Raw genomic sequence first — 17,885 nt, forward strand, 5'->3', positions numbered from 1 at the left:
TTCAACTATCTGTGCGGTTGAGTTGATTCCCGCCCGCGCCGGGCGGGACGCGCCGCATCGGCACGTGGTCGATGCCGGCCTCGATGTGGCCCGGGCCGGTACGGACGAACCCGAAACGGCCGTACCAGGATTCGAGGTACGCCTGCGCGGAGATCTCGACCACGCCCCGGCAGGTGGCCAGCGCCGCCTCGATCAGCTCGCCCGCGAGACCGCGTCCGCGCGCGGTCGCGGCGGTCGCGACCCGGCCGAGGTGGGCGACGGGACCGTCGGTCAGAACCCGCAGGGTCGCGAGAATCTCGCCGTCCTCCTCCGTCCAGTACAGCGTGGTGCTCGGCTCGAGGTCGCGGCCGTCGAGTTCGGGCTCGGAGACGATGCCCTGCTCGTGGACGAACACCTCGACGCGCAACCTGATGATCCGGTACAACGTCGCCGGCGCGATGCGGGCGAGCGGTGCGTGGTGGATGGTCGGCACCGCCTCATCGTAGGAAGTGTCAGGCCGGTTCGGGGGGTCGGCGCAGCTCGATCAGATCGGTGAGGAAGCGGCTCGCCGCGGTCGCGGCGCGCTCGGGGTCGCCGTCGATCACGGACTGCACCAGTTCGCCGTGCTCGGACTCGAACGAGTTCGCCGCGTCGACGGGGTGCCCGGTGACGATCTGCTCGATCGTGGGGAGAAGGGAGTCGTAGAACTCGAGGTAGACCTCGTTGTGGCTGGCCGCGACGATCGCCCGGTGCAGTGCGACGTCGGCGGTGACCGCGGCCCGCCGGTCGTCCGGGGTCATCGGTTCGGTGCTGCGCCAGAGGAGGTTTCGCTTCTCCAGCAGCGCCTGGAGGTTCTCGACGTCGCCCTCGTCGCGGCGGCGGGCGGCGAGTGCGGCGGCGGTGACGTCGAGGGCCTGGCGCAGCTCGAGCACGTCCCTCTCGTGGGCCGACGCGAAGTACTTGCCGAGTGTGCAGCCGAGGTCGCTGGTCGCGATCACGTAGGTGCCGGATCCCTGTCGTCGCTCGAGCATGCCGGCGTGCGCGAGGGCCTGAACCGCCTCGCGAATGGTGTTGCGGCCGGTTCCGGTCAACTCGGCGAGCTCGGGTTCGGTGGGGATCCGGCTGCCGACGGGCCAGCGCCCGGATGTGATCTCGGCGCGGAGTTGCTCTGTGACCTGCGCGATCAGACTGGTACGGCGAACGGGTTGCACGGTGGCCTTTTCTCCGGGCGGGTGGGACGGCGCCGAGTTTAGTCGTTTGCCCGGATTCATCCAGTCATCCTATGATTTCTGGATTCCGCGTGAGTTCGACTACATGTGAGGTGAGTGGTGGCGGTGCAGGACACGAGACGGTCCGACTCGGAACCGTCGACGCAGGGGCTGTCGACGCGATCCCTGGTCGCCGGACGGCTCACCGTTCTCGTCGCGATCGTGCTCTCCGCCCTCACCCTGCGTATCGCGGTCACCTCGCTGACCCCGCTGCTCGACGAGATCGGGGCCGAGATCGGCTTCGACTCCACGGTCATCGGTGTCTTCGGCATGCTGCCGACCGCGATGTTCGCGGTGTTCGGCCTGCTCACCCCGCGCCTGACCGTGCGGTTCGGGCTCGAACGGGTCGCGTTGACGGCGATGGTGATGACCGCCGTCGGACTGGGAACCCGCGCGGTGATGTCCGGGACGGCCGGGTTGCTGGTGTTCTCCGCGCTCGCGCTCGGCGGCATGGGTATCGGCAATGTCGTGATCCCGCCGCTGGTCAAGCGGTACTTCTCCGACCGGCTCGGGGCGGTGAGCACCGTCTACATCGTGTGCGTGCAGATCGGCACCATGGTGCCGGCCGCGGTCGCGGTCCCGCTCGCCGACGCGTTCGACTGGCGGGTCTCGCTCGGCGTGTGGACCCTGCTTCCGGTCGCCGCCGCGCTGCCCTGGATCTCGGTGGTCGCCTCCCGCCGCGGCCGGGATGCCCGGGACGTCACCGCGGGGCCTTCCGCCGCGGACGAGGAGCCGCGGGGACAGGTGTGGCGTTCGCCGGTGGCGTGGGGCATGGCCGGGATGTTCGGCATGACGTCGCTGATCACCTACTCGATGTTCACCTGGATCCCGAAGATCCTCGCCGAGGCCGGCGCGAGTGCCGGATTCGGCGGATCCATGGTTGCCCTGTTCAGCGCGGTCGGGTTCATCGCCGCGGTCGGGGCCCCGTCGCTGTGCATTCGCATCGCCAACCCGTACCCGGTGGTGCTCGCCTGTGGGGTCGCCTACCTGATCGGGTTCGCCGGACTGCTGTGGGCGCCGATGACCGCGCCGCTGCTGTGGATCGTGGCCGTCGGCCTCGGTCCGAGCACGTTCCCGATGTCGTTGACGCTGATCAACCTGCGCACCCGCACCGGCGCCGGTTCCGCCGCCCTGTCCGGATTCACGCAGGGTCTCGGTTACACGGTGGCCTGCATCGGACCGCTGATGTTCGGTGTCCTGCACGACCTCACCGGCGGCTGGACGTGGCCGTTCGCCCTGCTCCTGGTCGCGGTCGGGGTGGTCATGGTCGCCGGGTACGTGGCGTGCAAGCCGCGGTTCCTCGAGGACAGCTGGGCCCCCGATGCGGGCCGAGGCGTGGATCACACCGCGTAACACGCCGTTCACCTGCGCAAATGTTCTCACACCGGGCCTGAACGTGGGGTGAGAGCAAGTTCATTGCGGGGTCACCGACGGCAGCACCGGGGCAACATCGCGCTCGTAGTTTCTGGGTCATCCAATCCAACGAGGAGGCCCGGTGACCACACGTTCGGACGACGCCACGGCAATGACCGTCGGCGTCGACGCGCCCGCGTCGACGCCCAAGCACCACATCGCGTACTGGGACGCGGAGGACGTCGAGGCATGGGAGGCCGGCGGCAAGGACGTCGCCAAGCGCAACCTGATCTGGTCGGTGGTCGCCGAACACGTCGGGTTCTCGGTCTGGTCGATCTGGTCGGTGATGGTGCTGTTCATGCCGACCGACGTCTACGGCATCGACGCGGCGGGCAAGTTCTTCCTCGTCGCGGTGCCGACACTGGTCGGGGCGGTCCTGCGCATCCCGTACACCGTCGCAACCGCGCGGTTCGGTGGCCGTAACTGGACGGTCTTCAGCGCGCTGGTGCTGATGGTGCCGCTGCTCGCGACGCTGTACCTGATGCTCAATCCCGGCTTCTCGTACACGACGTTCCTGCTGGTGGCCGCGCTCGCCGGCGTCGGCGGCGGCAACTTCGCCTCCTCGATGACCAACATCAACGCGTTCTACCCGCAGCGACTGAAGGGCTGGGCGCTCGGGCTCAACGCCGGCGGCGGCAACATCGGTGTGCCTGTGGTCCAGCTCATCGGCCTGCTGGTGATCGCGACGGTCGGCAACACCGAGGCGTGGATCGTCTGTGCGATCTACCTCGCCCTGTGCGGTGTCGCGGCGGTCGGTGCCGCACTGTTCATGGACAACCTGGGCAACCAGAAGGCCGACCTCCGGGCGATGGGGCAGACGCTGCGATTCGGTGACTCGTGGGTCATCGCCTTCCTCTACATCGGCACCTTCGGCTCGTTCATCGGATACAGCTTCGCGTTCGGCCAGGTCATGCAGATCAACTTCCTCGCGGGCGGCGACAGCCCGGCGCAGGCCGCACTGCACACCGCGCAGATCGCGTTCATCGGCCCGCTGCTCGGCTCGATCGCGCGCCCGTACGGCGGCAAGCTCGCCGACCGCATCGGCGGCGGCAAGATCACCCTGTACACGTTCGCCGCGATGACCCTGGCCGCCGGACTCCTGGTCACTGCGAGCACGCTCGACGATCGGACCACCGGCGCCGCCGGCACCGGTGTCCTGGTGACCCTGGTGCTCGGCTTCATCGCCCTGTTCCTGCTCTCCGGCCTCGGCAACGGGTCCGTCTACAAGATCATTCCGTCGATCTTCGAGGCCAAGGCCCAGGGGCTCGACCACCTGGACGCCGAGCAGAAGGCGACCTGGTCGCGGAACATGTCCGGCGCGCTGATCGGCTTCGCCGGCGCCATCGGCGGTCTCGGCGGTGTGGGCATCAACCTGGTGCTCCGCGCGTCCTACAACAGCGACGCCAAGTCGGCGACCATGGCGTTCTGGGTGTTCCTCGCCTTCTACGTGGCCTGCATGGTCGTCACCTGGGCGGTGTTCATGCGGCGCCCGTCCGAGCGCACGCACGCCGCCGACGCCAAGTCCCCGGCACTGGTCACAGACTGAGGCGGTTCGCACATGCTGGTCTCCACCCCCACCCACTGTCCCTACTGCGGGCTGCAGTGCGCGATGACGATCTCGCGTGATTCTGCCTCCGCGACTCCCGGAGCCACGGCGGCCGTCACCGGCCGCAGCTTTCCCACCAACCGGGGTGGGCTGTGCCAGAAGGGCTGGACCAGCGCGGAACTGCTGCGCAACCCGAATCGGCTGACCGCCCCGCTGATGCGGCGGGGTGGTCGGCTGCGGCCCACCACGTGGGAGCATGCGCTCGACGTCGTCGCCGACGGCTTCGCCGCCGCGCAGGCCGCCGCGGGCAGGGATGCGGTCGCGATCTTCGGCGGCGGGGGGCTGACCAACGAAAAGGCCTATCTCCTGGGCAAGTTCGCTCGTGTCGCACTCGGTACCTCGAACATCGACTACAACGGGCGGTTCTGCATGTCTTCCGCGGCCGCGGCGGCGGGCAAGGCGTTCGGCCTCGACCGCGGCCTGCCGTTCCCGGTGCGCGATCTCACCTCCGCTCGCGCCATCCTGGTGCTCGGGGGGAATGTCGCGGAGACGATGCCGCCCTTCCTCGGACATCTCGCGGCGGCCGCCGAGGCCGGCGGCCTGATCGTCGCGGATCCGCGACGGACCGCGACCGTGGAGCGGGCGCTCGCCGGCGGGGGCATCCACCTGCAGTTGCGGCCCGGCACCGATCTGCCCCTCGCGTTGGGTCTGCTGCACATCGCCGTTCTCGACGGCCGGATCGACCGCGGCTACATCGCCGAGCGCACGGAGGGTTTCGACGACGCCTGGCTCGCGGCCGCGCAGTGGTGGCCGGAGCGGACCGAGCGGGTCACCGGGGTGTCCGTCGCGCTGCTGCGCAGGACGGTCGAGATTCTCTGGCGGGCAAGGCAATCCGACTCGGGCTCGTACATCCTCACCGCCCGCGGGGCCGAGCAGCACGCGACCGGCACGGACACCGTTTCCGCGGTGATCAACCTGGCGCTCGCGTTGGGGCTGCCCGGCCGGCGCGGCAGCGGGTACGGCCCGATCACCGGGCAGGGCAACGGGCAGGGCGGCCGCGAACACGGCCAGAAGGCGGACCAACTGCCCGGCTACCGCAAGATCACCGACCCCGCCGCGCGCGCCCACGTCGCCGGGGTGTGGGGCGTGGACCCCGACTCGCTGCCCGGTCCCGGCCGCAGCGCGTACGAACTGCTGGACTCGCTCGGCACGCCCGAGGGTCCGCGGGCGCTGATGGTGCACGGCGCCAACCTCGCCGTGTCCGCGCCGCGCGCCGGGCACGTCACCGACCGGCTCGCTGCGCTGGATCTGTTGGTGGTGAGCGACTTCCTGCTCTCCGAGACCGCGGCGATGGCGGATGTGGTGCTCCCGGTGCTGCAGTGGGCGGAGGAGGAGGGCACCATGACCAGCCTCGAGGGCCGGGTCCTGCGTCGCCGAGCCGCCGTTCCCGCCCCCGCCGGAGCACGTTCGGAACTCGAGGTGTGGGCGGAGCTGGCGCGCCGCCTCGGCCAGCCCGAGGGGCGATTCCCCACCGACCCCGGAGTCGTGTTCGAGGAGCTGCGCGCCGCGTCCGCCGGCGGCATCGCCGACTACTCCGGTGTCAGCTACGAACGGCTGGACGCCGACGAGGCACTGTACTGGCCGTGCCCGGCAGGCACCGACGAGGACGGCGCCCACCCCGGCACACCGCGAGTGTTCCTGGACCGCTTCGCCACCGACGACGGCCGGGCCCGGTTCGTGGCCGTCGAACACGACGGACCCGCCGAGTCCGTCGACCCCGACTACCCGCTCGTGGCAACCACCGGCCGGGTGCTCGCGCATTACCAGTCCGGTGCGCAGACCCGCCGGATCGCCGAACTCTCGGCCGCCGCGGGCCCGATGTTCGTGCAGATGCACCCGGACACCGCCACCCGGATGGGCCTGGTCGACGGTCGGATGGCGGCGGTGCGCAGCCGCCGCGGCAGGGTGCTCGCGACGGTCCGCTGCGACGACGGGATGCGCCTGGACACGGTGTTCCTGCCGTTCCACTTCGCGGGCGACGAGCGGGCGAACCTGCTGACCAACCCGGCGCTGGACCCGACCAGCCGGATGCCGGAGTTCAAGGCGTGCGCGGTGACGCTCGAGCCGGCAGCCGAAAAGGAGGCGGTGGCATGAGTACGGACCGGAAGCGAATCGTGGTGGTGGGCAACGGGATGGCCGGTTCCCGTGTCGCCGAGGAGCTGCGGCGACGAGACCCCGAGCATGCCCGGCTGGAGATCGTGGTGATCGGCGGCGAGCCGCACCCCGCCTACAACCGGATCCTGCTGTCGAACGTGCTCGCCGGATCGATCACCGCCCGCGACACGCGGCTCAAGCCGGACGGCTGGTGGGACCGGCAGGGCATCGAGGTGCGCTCGGGCGTCCACGTCACCGGCGTCGACACCGAGACCCGCACCGTCGGGTGCGACGACGGCCGCGAGCTCGGCTACGACGAGCTGATTCTCGCGACCGGCAGCCGATCCTTCCTGCCGCCGATCGAGGGTGCGGTGCTCCCGGACGGAACCCTCGCCGACGGTGTGGCGGCGTTCCGCACCATCGGCGACTGCGAGCAGATCGCCGCCGCCGCCGAGAGCGGCGGGAAGGCCGTCGTGCTCGGCGCCGGGCTGCTCGGCCTCGAGGCCGCGCGCGGGCTCCTGCTGCGCGGCATGGACGTGACCGTGTTGCACCCCAAGGACTTTCCGATGGAACGCCAGCTCGATGCAGGGGCAGGCGCCGTGCTGGTGCGGGTACTCACCGAGCTCGGCATGACCGTGGTCCTCGGCAGGCGGGCCGTTGCCCGCGACGTCGACGCGGTGGTCCTCGACGACGGCACCCGGCTGCCCGCCGAGCTGCTGGTGCTCTCCGCAGGGATCCGGCCCGAGGTCGAGTTGGCCCGGGGCGCCGGGATCCACGTCGATCAGGCGATCGTGGTCGACGACCACCTGCGCACCAGCGTGCCGCACGTCTCCGCGATCGGCGAGTGCGCGCAGCACCGCGGCGAGGTCTACGGCCTCGTGCAACCGGGATGGGAACAGGCCGGGGTCGTCGCGGAGCGCCTGGCGGGCAAGGACGCCGCGGCCCGCTACGACGGCACCGCGAACGTCACCCGGCTCAAGGCCCACGACATCGACCTGGCGTCGATGGGGGAGATCGACGCCGACCTGCACTCCGCGCACAGCGAGGTGCTCACCGTCGCCGACCCCACCCGCGGCCGGTACGCGAAGCTCGTCGTCCGCGACGACCGAGTCGTCGGAGCGGTACTGCTGGGCAACCCGGACGTCGTGGGCACACTGACCCAGTTGTTCGACGCCCGGCTGCCGGTCCCGGCGGACCGGATGTCGCTGCTGATCGGCCGCGGCTCCGGCACGGGCGGCGAGATCGCCAGCCCCGCAGGCATGCCCGGATCCGCGGTGATCTGCCGATGCAACTCGGTCACCAAGGCACAGCTGACCGGCTCGTGGAAGCAGGGCGCGCGGACGGTCGCCGCGATGGCCACCGCGACCCGCGCGACCACCGGCTGCGGCGGCTGCAGCTCGGCGGTGCAGGGCATCTGCGAATGGCTGCGCAACTCGGACCCGCAGGACACCGAAGACAGCGTCACAGGATCGATCGAGGAAGAAGGTGCGGCATGAGCCCCCAGTCTGTTGCGAGTGCCAGGTCTGTTACGAGTGCTCGGTCCGTCGTCGTGGTTGGCCACGGAATGGTCGGACACCGGTTCGTGGAGGCGTTGCGGGCGCGCGACGAGGCGGGGCAGTGGAACGTCACCGTCCTGTGCGAGGAAGCGCTACCCGCCTACGACCGGGTCGGCCTGTCCTCGTACGTCGGAACCTGGGACCCCAAGGAACTCGCACTCGCAGGCAACGACTACGCCGGCGACGACCTGGTCGACCTGCGGACCGGCGTCCGCGCCGACACCATCGACCGCGCGGCCCGCACGATCACCACCTCGGCAGGCGACACCCTGGCCTACGACGCCCTGGTGATGGCCACCGGCTCGTACGCGTTCGTGCCGCCGGTCCCCGGGCACGACCGGCCCGAGTGCTTCGTGTACCGCACCCTGGACGACCTGGACGGCATCCGCGCCCGCGCCGAGGCGGCCGGTCCCGGTGCGGTCGGTGTCGTGGTCGGCGGCGGCCTGCTCGGTCTCGAGGCCGCGAACGCGTTGCGGCTCATGGGGATGACCCCGCACGTGGTGGAGTTCGCGCCGCGGCTGATGCCGTTGCAGGTCGACGAGGGCGGCGGCGCGCTGCTGGCCCGACTTGTCGAGAGCCTCGGGGTGGCCGTGCACACCGGTGTCGGTACCGCGGCGATCACCGAGGGGCCGGCGGGCCTGAGCGTTGAGCTCTCCGACGGGTCGGTCATCGACGCGGCGCTGCTCGTGTTCTCCGCCGGCGTCCGCCCGCGGGACCAGCTCGCGCGGGACGCCGGCCTCGATGTCGGGGAGCGCGGCGGCATCCTCACCGACCTCGGCTGCCGCACCTCCGACGAGTCGATCTACGCGGTCGGCGAGTGCGCGGCCGTCGAGGGCACCTGTTACGGCCTGGTCGCTCCCGGCTACACCACCGCCGAGGTCGTGGCGGACCGGATGCTCGGCGGTGCAGCGGAATTCCCGGGCGCCGACCTGTCGACCAAGCTGAAGCTGATGGGAGTCGACGTCGCGAGTTTCGGCGACGCGCACGCCCGGACCGCCGGTGCACTCGAGGTGGTGCTCTCCGATGCGGCGAAGGGCACCTATGCCAAGCTCGTGGTCTCCGACGACGCGAAGACACTGCTCGGCGGCGTTCTCGTCGGAGACGCGTCGGCCTACGCCTCGTTGCGGCCATTGGTCGGTCGTGAGCTGCCGGGTGACCCGGCCGCGCTGATCTCGCCGGCAGGCGAGAAGCCGGGCGCCGGGGCGCTGCCCGACGACGCCGAGGTCTGCTCGTGCAACGGCGTTACCAAGGGCTCGATCTGCGGTGCCATCGCCGAAGGCGCCTGCGACATCGCCGCGGTCAAGTCCTGCACCAACGCCGGCACCACCTGCGGTGGCTGCCTGCCGACGATCAAGCAGCTGCTCGCGTCGTCGGGTGTGGTGATGAGCAAGGCGCTGTGCGAGCACTTCGAACAGTCGCGGGCGGAACTGTTCGAGATCGTGCAGGCCACCGGCACCCGCACCTTCTCCGCGCTGATCACCAAGTACGGAAAGGGATCCGGCTGCGACATCTGCAAGCCGGTGGTGGCGTCGATCCTCGCCTCCACGGACTCGGATCACATCCTGCACCGCCAGCAGGCGGGCCTCCAGGACACCAATGACCACTTCCTTGCCAACATCCAGAAGAACGGCACCTACTCGGTGGTGCCGCGGATGCCCGGTGGGGAGTGCACCCCGGAGCAACTGATCGTGATCGGCGAGGTGGCCCGCGACTTCGGGCTGTACACCAAGGTCACCGGCGGCCAGCGGATCGACCTGTTCGGCGCCCGGGTCGAGCAGCTGCCGGCGATCTGGAAGCGGCTGGTCGACGCGGGCATGGAATCCGGTCAGGCGTACGGCAAGTCGTTGCGCACCGTGAAGAGCTGCGTCGGCTCCACCTGGTGCCGGTACGGCGTGCAGGACTCGGTGGGGATGGCGGTGAACCTGGAGAACCGGTACCGCGGCCTGCGGTCGCCGCACAAGATCAAGTTCGGTGTCTCCGGCTGCGCCCGCGAGTGCGCGGAGGCCCGGGGCAAGGACGTCGGCGTCATCGCCACCGAGAACGGCTGGAACCTCTACGTCGGCGGCAACGGTGGCCAGTCGCCCAAGCACGCGCAGCTGCTCGCCGGTGGCCTCGACGACGAGACACTGGTCAAGTACATCGACCGGTACCTGATGTTCTACATCCGCACCGCGGACCGGTTGCAGCGCACCGCGCCGTGGGTGGAGGCGATGGACGGTGGACTGGACCACCTCAGGGAGGTGGTCTGCGAGGACAGCCTCGGCATCGCCGAGGAGCTGGAGGCGGCGATGGCCAAGCACGTCGACGGCTACCGGGACGAGTGGGCGGGCGTACTCGACGACCCGGAGAAGCTGTCGCGGTTCGTCTCCTTCGTCAACGCGCCCGAGGAAGCCGACCCGACGGTCGCGTTCGACGAATCCGGAGTCCGCAAGGTCCCGGTGCTGATGGGTCTGCCCGCGATGCCCCGGTAGCCGCAGCCCCGCCCGCTGCTTACCGCGAGGGAATCGTGCCTTAACGCCGGGGTAACACCAGCTCCGTAGAAATGAAGACCTGCTGTTACAGGGAGGACGGCCGATGACCGTTATCGATTCACATGCGCAGACCGTCACCGGATCGGGGCGCGACAGCGTCGCCGACGGACGACTCGAATGGACCTCGGCGTGCCCGCTGAGCCGCCTCATCCCGGGGCTGGGCGTGGCGGTGCTGCTTCGCGGAGGCGAGCAGGTGGCGCTGTTCCTGCTCGACGACGGCACGCTGCGCGCGGTCGGCAACATCGACCCGTTCGGCCGCGCCGCGGTGATGTCCCGCGGGCTGGTGGGGGACCGGGCCGGGGAACCGACGGTCGCGTCACCGCTGCTCAAACAGGTTTTCTCGCTCGTCGACGGCCGCTGCCTCGACGATGAAGAGATGCGGCTGCCCGTCTACGACGTGCGGGTCTGGGGCGGTGTCGTGCAGGTGCACAGCCCGCTGCAGGCCGGTGTGGGCACCGCGTGACGACGGCGATGGCACAGGCACAGGCTTCCCGCGGCGAGCCGCTCGGTGTTTCCGGTGGCGAACCGCTCCGGACCCCCGGCGGTGACCCGCTGAAGGGGTTCACGATCGGGGTGACCGCGGCCCGGCGTTCCGAAGAGTTCACCACCCTGCTCACCCGGCGGGGCGCAACGGTCGTACAGGCCGCGGCGATCCGCATCATCCCGCTCGTCGACGACGCCGAGCTGGAACGGGTGAGCAGGGAGTTGATCGAGCGGCCCGCGGAGATCACGGTGGCGACCACTGGGATCGGTTTCCGCGGATGGATGGAGGCGGCCGACGGCTGGGGTCTGGCCGAGGACCTGGGACAGGCGCTCGGCCGGTCCAGGATTCTCGCCCGCGGCCCCAAGGCCAAGGGCGCCATCCGCGCCGCTGACCTGCGCGAGGAATGGTCGCCGGCGTCGGAGTCCTCGGCAGAGGTGCTCGACCACCTGCTCGGTGAGGGGGTGGAGGGCAAGCGGATCGCCGTGCAGCTGCACGGTGCCACAACGGAGTGGGAGCCGCTGCCCGACTTCTGCGAGGTGCTCCGACTGGCCGGCGCCGAGGTCGTCCCCGTCCCCGTCTACCGGTGGACCCCGCCGGACGACCAGAGCGCGATGGATCGGTTGATCGAGCTGACCGTCGGTGGCGGTCTGGATGCGGTCAGCTTCACCAGTGCACCCGCAGTCGCGGCGATGTTGATGCGCGCCAAGGAGATCGGTCTCGTCGACCCGCTGTTGGCCGCGTTCGGAGGTCGGGTGATCGCGGTGTGTGTCGGTCCGGTGACCGCCGCTCCGCTCGAGGCACTCGGCGTGCGCACCACGATGCCGGGGCGGGCCAGGCTCGGCTCCCTGGCCCGGCACATCGCCGAGGAACTGCCCCGTCGTGCGATGAAGGTGAACGCCGCCGGGCACGAGTTGAGTGTGCGCGGCGGGTGCGTCGTCGTGGACGGCGAGGTACGTCAGCTCGCGCCCGCCGCGATGGCGCTGATGCGCACGCTCGCGCGGCGCCCCGGTCGGGTCGTCTCCCGTGAGGAACTCCTTGCGGTGCTGCCCGGCGGCGGGGGCGACACCCATGCCGTGGAGACGGCGATCGCGCGGCTGCGGTCCTGCCTCGGGGCGCCGAAGATCGTGCAGACCGTCGTGAAACGCGGCTACCGGCTCGCGATCGATCCCGCCGACTGCGGCGACGACGACGGGAAGCGGTCGTGAGCCGGCGCGACCGGTGCCGGCCGGCGCTGGTGCTCGTCGCTCACGGCACCCGCTCGACCCGTGGCGTCGACCTGGTCGCGGCGCTCGCGGAGGAGGTCTCGGCATCGGTCGGCATCACCCGGGTTGCGTTCGTCGACGTGCTTGGCCCGTCTCCGGCGGAGGTGCTGCGTGATCTGGGTGGGCCCGCCGTCGTGGTGCCCGCCTTCCTGGCGTCCGGGTACCACGTGCACAGCGATGTCCCGCGCGAGGTCGCCGAGTCGGGGCACCCGGCCGCCCACGTCACCCCGGCGCTCGGACCGGACCCGGTGCTGGCGCTGGTGTTGCGCGAGCGGCTCCGCGAGGCCGGGTGGCGACGCGGCGACGCGGTGGTGCTCGCCGCGGCCGGCTCGTCGGATCCCCGCGCGCTCGCGGACGTGCAGCGGGCGGCGGCGATGCTCGCCGAGCTGACCGGTGACCGGGTCGAGATCGGCTATGCCGCAACCGCGCAACCGCGGGTCCCCGACGTGGTCCGCCGGGTGCGCGAGGCGTCGGGGCGTCGGGTGTTCGTCGCGTCGTACCTGTTGGCGCACGGGCTGTTCCACACCAGGCTCGGGGAGGCCGGTGCGGACGGGGTCGCCGAACCGCTCGGCGTGCACCCGGCGTTGGTGCGCCTGCTGGTGGCGCGCTACCGGGCGGGAGTCTCGGCCGTCGAAGCCGCTGCGGCGCAGCCGCGTTCCACCGTCAGCGTGGCAACGGAAGCAGTTCCACGACTCCTCCGTCGGGTGTTGCCGGTTCGATGACCGCGAGGGCCTCGGCCCCGACGAGCGCCCCCAGGTGTGCGGTGCGCACCTGATTGACGCCGCGCCAGCTGCCGTCGGGCCGCCGGGTGACCGGCACGATCCGGGGGGTGTCCCCGCGACTTCCGGCGGGCGCGAGTTCTGCGCCGTTGGCGATCACCCCGGTGACCGGCACCGGCCGCGGAGCTCCGGTCAGGGCGGCGGTCACGGCCGGCGCGGTGAGCAGGACCGTCGCCACCGCGGCGAAGGGGTTGCCGGGTAGTCCGAGGACGACCCGATCGTCCGGCAGCGACGCGACGATCTGTGAGCCCCCGGGCCGGCACCGCACCCGGCTCACCACCGTCCGGGCGCCCGCTCGGTCCAGTGCCCGGCGCAGGTGGTCTGCGGCGCCACCGCCGGTGGCGCCGACGATGACGATGACATCGGTGTCGGTGGACCCCGCGGCGAGCAGTTCGTCGAAACCGCCGACGGTGTCCCGGAGGTGGGTGTCGGTGGCAGTGTGCAGTCCGCACCACGAAAGATAATGGGGCAGAACGGGTCCGAGGGAGTCGCGGGTCTGCCCGTCGCGCAGTGGTCCGTCGCGGCGGATCTCGTCACCGGTGACGACGACATGCGCGCGCACCGGACCCCGAACCAGCAGTTCGGTGACCTCCGCGCTACGGGCGAGCGAGGCGAGCGCGGCGGTGACGGGGGTACCGCCCACGGCCAGTGACGTTCCGGGTGCCCAGTCCTCACCGCGGCGCCGGGTGTCGTCCCGGTCGGGGGCGTCGGCGGCGCGCGAGAGTGTCTGTCCGTCGAGATCGACGTGCTCGTCACGGATCACGGCGGTGGCGCCGGTCGGCAGGTGCGCACCGGTGGCGATCCGCACCGCGTGCCCGGGGTCGAGGACCACCTCGTCCGAGGAGCCCGCGTAGCGCACGGCGTCGTCGAGACGCCACGGTCCGGGCCCGGACACCGCGTACCCGTCCATCGCCGACACGTCGACCCGGGGCAGCGCGTCGGCGGCGATCAGTGGTTGCGCGAGGACGCCCCCGATCGCGTCCAGCGGCGGCAGTTCGAGTGCGGGCAGTGTCTCGATCCGGCGGCGGACGGCCTCGCGGGCATCGGCGATCGACACCGGTGCGTCGGCGGCCCGCGCGCGTGCGGCGAGGAGATCGGCTTCGGTGTCGCAGTCGGAGATGTCCGTCATTGCCACTGTCGTCACGTTGTCGGGTACGAGCGACTTCATCGGCTGGTTGGGCAGCCCGTCGAGTGCGGCGAGCCGCGCGGTCAGCGCGGCTGTCCGCCACACCCCGAGAAGGAATTGCACGCGGCCGGATTCGTCCACTGCGAAGGCGGCGTCGGCGCTCGAGGTGTCGACGGCCTCACACAGACGGTCGACCGCCTCCGCGGTCAGTGCCGGAAGGTCGGCGGCCAGCACCACGACGATCGGGCTGTTCCCGACCTCACGCAGTCCGGCGGCGAGGGCCGCCACCGGTCCCGCGCCGCGTGGAGATTCCTGGACCTGGACGACGGCCGAATCGAGTTCGGTGCGAGGCGGACCGACGACGACGGTGACCTCTGCGTCCTCGACGGCCGCGAGCGCGGTGGCCAGCATGCTGCGGCCACCGACCTCGATCGCGGGCTTGTCCACGCCGCCCATCCGGGTGCCGGACCCGCCGGCGAGGACAATGGCGTCAAACCTTTCGGCGCTCATCGGTCCATCGTCGCACGGTCGCTCCCGGTGCACCTTCTCGCCGCCCACGCACCGGTGTACGTCGGAGAGGCGGTGACCGCGAGTTCGACGCGACGATCGCCGACGCGACCACGCCGCGGTCTCCGCGCCCCTGGATTCAGTGGCCGTACGAGTCGAGCATCGCCTGAGGAAGAGGTTGCTGCATCACGACCGTGCCACCGTCCCACCGGTAGTCGACCGTCGCCGGACCGCCGGACGGGCAGCAGTTCGCGTCGCCCGGTCCCAACCACCTGTACTGCACGGTCACCGTGTCCGCGGTGGACCCGGCGACGGAGGTGTAGGAGTACGGCTCCGACGTCGCGGTGCCGAGGAACCGGCCGTCGTGGAAGAACACGACGTGTTCCGGGGTACTCGCGGTGGCGCCGCCGGGTGTCGCGATCAACCAGAGCAGTTCGGGGCAGTTCCCGATCGCGGCGGGGTCGGCCCGGTCGACGATCCACGAGGTGTCATCGGGGCCGAGTGAGGCCAGCGCGTCGGCGACACCGGACGAGGTCGGGTCCAGACACAGGCCGTTGCCGCTGATCGGGCTCGCGGCCGCGGGCGGTGCGGTGGTGGGCGACGCGGAGGGCTGCGGCGGCGCGGTCTGCTCGCTCGCCTCCTCGGCACTCGTCGCGGCCGTGATGGTCGTGGCTGTCGGGTCCGTCGTGACCGGGTGTGTCGTCACCGTGCCCGAGCCGACGTCGTCGCCGCAACCGGCGACCGCCGCGAGGAGGAGTGCCGCGCCCGCGACCGCGGCGAGGGTGGGTTTCATACCGGCTCCCGTGTGTCCGTTGGTCTGCCCGACGATATGCCGGGCCGGGTATGGCGGCGCGTAGTCAGTCGTGGGAAGGCGTGTCGCCGCGCGGGTCAGCGTGCGCGGCGACGGCGGAACACCGGGTCGATCGTGGCCAGGACGAGTGGGCGCAGGGTCTGTCCGTACGTCGCGAACAGCTCGTCGCGGGAGTCGAAGGTGCCGAGTGACTGCAGCACTGCACCTGAAAGGTCCAGACACGAAGGGGAACTGGTGGCGGTCCAGCTGATGGGGGAGCGCGCGGCGGCGTCGAACAGGGTTTCCTCGCCGCTGTTGGTGAACGGCAGCGGTGCCGCGCACCCGGAGTCGGAGAACACGACCGACGCGTCGGTCCACTCGCCGTCGACCAGGAAACTCGGCCAGGCGAGCAGCACCCGGTCCGGGACGAACGGCCTCAGGTGCCGGAATCGCGGATACCAGAACTCACCGCGCAGCACGAGGCCCTCGACACGGGTGGCGATGCCCGCCCGCCGGGCGCATGCCTCCACCACCGCCAGGCGCTGGCTGCAGGACCCGGCGGCGCGGGCGAGGGTGACGGACGACGGCTGGGTGTCGTCGAGCCCGTACACCGCGGCGACCCGGGCGCCGACCGCCCGGTGCACGGCGCGCAGGAGAGCGGACTCGAATTCGCCGGCCGTGCGTCGCGGGAGGGCGTCGAAGGCGGGGTGGCGCCAGTCGAGAATGGCGGTCGGGTCGACACCCCCGCGCGCGGGAGCGTCGACCCCGGGCAGGTCACGGCCACGCCAGGGGGTGACCAGGGTGCACGTCATTGCGCGACGCTATCCCGGTCAGCCCGGGAGCGGCACGTTCTGCAGCCGAACCTGGCCCCGGGCGAGGGCCTTTCCGGTCTGCTCGTTGGTGATCGTGACCAGCCACAGCTGTTGCACACGGCCCTGCTGCAGCGGCTCAGCGACGACGAGGGCGCGTTCGCCGCCGGTCGAGGATCGCAGGAAGTCGGTGCCGTTGTGGACACCGACCGCGAACTGGCCGCGGTCGGCGACGGCGGCGCTGGCACCGATGCTCGCCGCGGATTCGACCGCGGTCGCGTACAGGCCGCCGTGCACGACGCCCCACGGGGTGTGGTGGTCCGCGGACAGGTCGATGTGGCCGGTGACACGGCTGCCGGTGGCCTCGTCGACGATCAGGCCTGCCGCGGCGACGAACTTGCTCTCGGGGCGGGACGCGACGTCCGCGACGAAATCGGTGGAGGACATGCCTCGAAGCTAACTGCTGAATTAGAAGTTAGCAACCACTAGTATGGCGACCATGGAGTGGCTGGAGATGAGCACCGAGAACTGCTCGGTGCAGCGCACCCTCGACGTGATCGGCGAGAAGTGGACGATGGTGATCCTGCGCGAGGCCTTCAACGGCGTCCGCCGCTTCGACGACATGCGCCGCCACATCGGGATGTCCGAGTCCGTCCTGGCCGACCGGCTCAGGAAATTGGTGGCCGCCGGGGTGCTGCGGGTGGAGTCCTACCGTGAGGAGGGCAGCCGCGCCCGCAAAGAGTACCGGCTCACCGAGAAGGGCATGGACCTGCTGCCCGTGCTGATCTCGCTGTTGCAGTGGGGCGACCGTTACTGCGCCGACGACCGCGGCCCCGGCATCGAGGTCCGCGAACGTGCGACCGGTCTGCCCGTGCACGCGGTGGTGCGGCCGGTCGGGGAGGAGGGGCTCACGGCGCGCGAGACGATCGGCGTTCCCGGTCCGGGCGCGCGCCCGCTTGCGGGGTGACGTCGGCGCCCGGAGAGGGCGGTTGCCGGGCCTCCGGCCGACCCGGAAAGCCGAAAGGATCACGGTCGGCGACCACTTCAGGAAACGGCCGTGGGTAACGCTCCCGATTCCAGGGCCGAAAAACAGACCAACTACTACGTACTCGGGGGTTGGGCTGGATGAGGTACTCAGGGTTTGTCGCAGCTTCCGTGCTGGCCGTCGGCTTGGGTGGCGCTCTCGCTCAGCCGGCGGCCGCTCAGGATTTCGGCAGCTTCGGGCAGTACCGGCCGTGCAGCAACCAGTTCCGACTTCCGTGGGAGCCGGCTTCGCGCACCATGAACGTCGTACTCAGCCCGTTCGGCACGGCGAACATGCACTGCGCGTCATGGCACGGCGTCACCGAGATCTATCAGGTCGATCCCTGGGGCAACAAACACCGAATCAACCGGGCGCAGGTTGTCGTGCCCCTACCGTTCTTCGTCTGGGATCCGGCAACGTTCTGAGGGCTCGGTCGAGGTTGGGGCTGCCCGGGCGGGCCTTGGTCGAACGGACCCGGCCGGCGGACGCAGTGCATGTCGCTCGGGATGCGAGGTGCGCAGCGGCGGAAAGGGGTTCGCCGCCGCCGGTCGCGGCGGTGAACACCTCGGCGATTGCGGCGATTCACCGGTCATGGCGTCGAGGACGCAGTAATCTCTTTGCGCAGCAATACTTTTGGAATCTGACGGACCGCGAGGT

General features: G+C 71.0%; 16 protein-coding genes. 10 read left to right on the plus strand and 6 right to left on the minus strand.

The features are described 5' to 3' along the window. Nucleotide 1 precedes the first annotated feature (1 nt). Together ACWEPG_RS19545 and ACWEPG_RS19550 are read right to left on the minus strand one after the other, a co-directional pair. Nucleotides 2–472 (minus strand): GNAT family N-acetyltransferase, encoded by a 471-nt coding sequence (locus tag ACWEPG_RS19545; protein WP_452595066.1) that lies wholly within the window; start codon nt 470–472, stop codon nt 2–4. Between the two features lie 19 nt (nt 473–491). Next, on the minus strand, nt 492–1,190 hold the full coding sequence (locus ACWEPG_RS19550) for a FadR/GntR family transcriptional regulator (protein ID WP_450115798.1): 699 nt from the start codon (nt 1,188–1,190) through the stop codon (nt 492–494). Between the two features lie 123 nt (nt 1,191–1,313). Between ACWEPG_RS19550 and ACWEPG_RS19555 the strand changes: the two genes are divergently transcribed. The 8 genes from ACWEPG_RS19555 to ACWEPG_RS19590 all read left to right on the plus strand — a co-directional run bounded on the left by ACWEPG_RS19555 (nt 1,314) and on the right by ACWEPG_RS19590 (nt 12,915). Beyond that, nucleotides 1,314–2,600 carry a CynX/NimT family MFS transporter gene (locus tag ACWEPG_RS19555; protein ID WP_450115814.1) on the plus strand — a complete coding sequence of 429 codons (1,287 nt, stop codon included), beginning with the start codon at nt 1,314–1,316 and terminating at the stop codon, nt 2,598–2,600. A gap of 172 nt (nt 2,601–2,772) precedes the next feature. Then, nucleotides 2,773–4,206, plus strand: coding sequence for an MFS transporter (locus ACWEPG_RS19560; RefSeq protein WP_452595184.1), 1,434 nt, complete (start codon nt 2,773–2,775; stop codon nt 4,204–4,206). A gap of 12 nt (nt 4,207–4,218) precedes the next feature. Beyond that, entirely contained in the window at nt 4,219–6,360 is a 2,142-nt protein-coding gene (locus tag ACWEPG_RS19565) for a molybdopterin oxidoreductase family protein (RefSeq protein ID WP_450115797.1), read from the plus strand. After that, entirely contained in the window at nt 6,357–7,856 is a 1,500-nt protein-coding gene (locus ACWEPG_RS19570) for an NAD(P)/FAD-dependent oxidoreductase (protein ID WP_452595067.1), read from the plus strand. Before ACWEPG_RS19565 ends, ACWEPG_RS19570 begins: the two co-directional genes overlap by 4 nt. Continuing rightward, nucleotides 7,853–10,387 (plus strand): nitrite reductase large subunit NirB, encoded by a 2,535-nt coding sequence (gene nirB, locus ACWEPG_RS19575; protein WP_450115795.1) that lies wholly within the window; start codon nt 7,853–7,855, stop codon nt 10,385–10,387. Before ACWEPG_RS19570 ends, nirB begins: the two co-directional genes overlap by 4 nt. Before the next feature lie 103 nt (nt 10,388–10,490). Then, nucleotides 10,491–10,910 carry a nitrite reductase small subunit NirD gene (gene nirD / locus ACWEPG_RS19580; RefSeq protein ID WP_450134823.1) on the plus strand — a complete coding sequence of 140 codons (420 nt, stop codon included), beginning with the start codon at nt 10,491–10,493 and terminating at the stop codon, nt 10,908–10,910. 8 nt (nt 10,911–10,918) lie between these two features. Continuing rightward, the gene (locus ACWEPG_RS19585; protein ID WP_450115793.1) at nt 10,919–12,136 is read left to right on the plus strand and encodes a uroporphyrinogen-III synthase; all 1,218 of its coding nucleotides are present in this window, start codon (nt 10,919–10,921) and stop codon (nt 12,134–12,136) included. After that, on the plus strand, nt 12,133–12,915 hold the full coding sequence (locus tag ACWEPG_RS19590; protein WP_450115792.1) for a sirohydrochlorin chelatase: 783 nt from the start codon (nt 12,133–12,135) through the stop codon (nt 12,913–12,915). Before ACWEPG_RS19585 ends, ACWEPG_RS19590 begins: the two co-directional genes overlap by 4 nt. On the opposite strand, the gene ACWEPG_RS19595 is transcribed toward ACWEPG_RS19590, so the two are convergent. The 4 genes from ACWEPG_RS19595 to ACWEPG_RS19610 form a co-directional block, all read right to left on the minus strand. Continuing rightward, nucleotides 12,857–14,608: an NTP transferase domain-containing protein gene (locus ACWEPG_RS19595; protein ID WP_452595068.1), complete on the minus strand. Its 1,752-nt coding sequence runs from the start codon at nt 14,606–14,608 to the stop codon at nt 12,857–12,859. The two genes, ACWEPG_RS19590 and ACWEPG_RS19595, sit on opposite strands and share 59 nt — an antisense overlap. Before the next feature lie 136 nt (nt 14,609–14,744). Next, a complete protein-coding gene (locus ACWEPG_RS19600) occupies nt 14,745–15,398 on the minus strand; it encodes an LppP/LprE family lipoprotein (protein WP_452595069.1) in 654 nt (217 codons plus the stop codon). A gap of 95 nt (nt 15,399–15,493) precedes the next feature. Beyond that, nucleotides 15,494–16,207 (minus strand): transglutaminase domain-containing protein, encoded by a 714-nt coding sequence (locus ACWEPG_RS19605; protein WP_450115789.1) that lies wholly within the window; start codon nt 16,205–16,207, stop codon nt 15,494–15,496. A gap of 18 nt (nt 16,208–16,225) precedes the next feature. Further along, nucleotides 16,226–16,651, minus strand: coding sequence for a PaaI family thioesterase (locus ACWEPG_RS19610; RefSeq protein WP_450115788.1), 426 nt, complete (start codon nt 16,649–16,651; stop codon nt 16,226–16,228). A 52-nt stretch (nt 16,652–16,703) separates the two neighbouring features. Here ACWEPG_RS19610 and ACWEPG_RS19615 point away from each other — a divergent pair, with 52 nt between their 5' ends. Together ACWEPG_RS19615 and ACWEPG_RS19620 are read left to right on the plus strand one after the other, a co-directional pair. Further along, a complete protein-coding gene (locus ACWEPG_RS19615; protein ID WP_452595070.1) occupies nt 16,704–17,171 on the plus strand; it encodes a winged helix-turn-helix transcriptional regulator in 468 nt (155 codons plus the stop codon). A 188-nt stretch (nt 17,172–17,359) separates the two neighbouring features. Then, a complete protein-coding gene (locus ACWEPG_RS19620; RefSeq protein ID WP_452595071.1) occupies nt 17,360–17,653 on the plus strand; it encodes a hypothetical protein in 294 nt (97 codons plus the stop codon). The last annotated feature ends 232 nt before the right edge of the window (nt 17,654–17,885 follow it).

The sequence above is a fragment of the Rhodococcus sp. NPDC004095 genome, from assembly GCF_053604015.1.

Excerpts from the sequence above, each read along its gene's own strand:
- ACWEPG_RS19615 (WP_452595070.1), top strand. The coding sequence starts at position 16,704 with ATGGAGTGGCTGGAGATGAGCACCGAGAACTGCTCGGTGCAGCGCACC.
- ACWEPG_RS19585 (WP_450115793.1), top strand. The coding sequence starts at position 10,919 with ATGGCACAGGCACAGGCTTCCCGCGGCGAGCCGCTCGGTGTTTCCGGT.
- nirD (WP_450134823.1), top strand. The coding sequence starts at position 10,491 with ATGACCGTTATCGATTCACATGCGCAGACCGTCACCGGATCGGGGCGC.
- nirB (WP_450115795.1), top strand. The coding sequence starts at position 7,853 with ATGAGCCCCCAGTCTGTTGCGAGTGCCAGGTCTGTTACGAGTGCTCGG.
- ACWEPG_RS19605 (WP_450115789.1), bottom strand. The coding sequence starts at position 16,207 with ATGACGTGCACCCTGGTCACCCCCTGGCGTGGCCGTGACCTGCCCGGG.
- ACWEPG_RS19600 (WP_452595069.1), bottom strand. The coding sequence starts at position 15,398 with ATGAAACCCACCCTCGCCGCGGTCGCGGGCGCGGCACTCCTCCTCGCG.
- ACWEPG_RS19560 (WP_452595184.1), top strand. The coding sequence starts at position 2,773 with ATGACCGTCGGCGTCGACGCGCCCGCGTCGACGCCCAAGCACCACATC.
- ACWEPG_RS19595 (WP_452595068.1), bottom strand. The coding sequence starts at position 14,608 with ATGAGCGCCGAAAGGTTTGACGCCATTGTCCTCGCCGGCGGGTCCGGC.
- ACWEPG_RS19610 (WP_450115788.1), bottom strand. The coding sequence starts at position 16,651 with ATGTCCTCCACCGATTTCGTCGCGGACGTCGCGTCCCGCCCCGAGAGC.
- ACWEPG_RS19570 (WP_452595067.1), top strand. The coding sequence starts at position 6,357 with ATGAGTACGGACCGGAAGCGAATCGTGGTGGTGGGCAACGGGATGGCC.
- ACWEPG_RS19565 (WP_450115797.1), top strand. The coding sequence starts at position 4,219 with ATGCTGGTCTCCACCCCCACCCACTGTCCCTACTGCGGGCTGCAGTGC.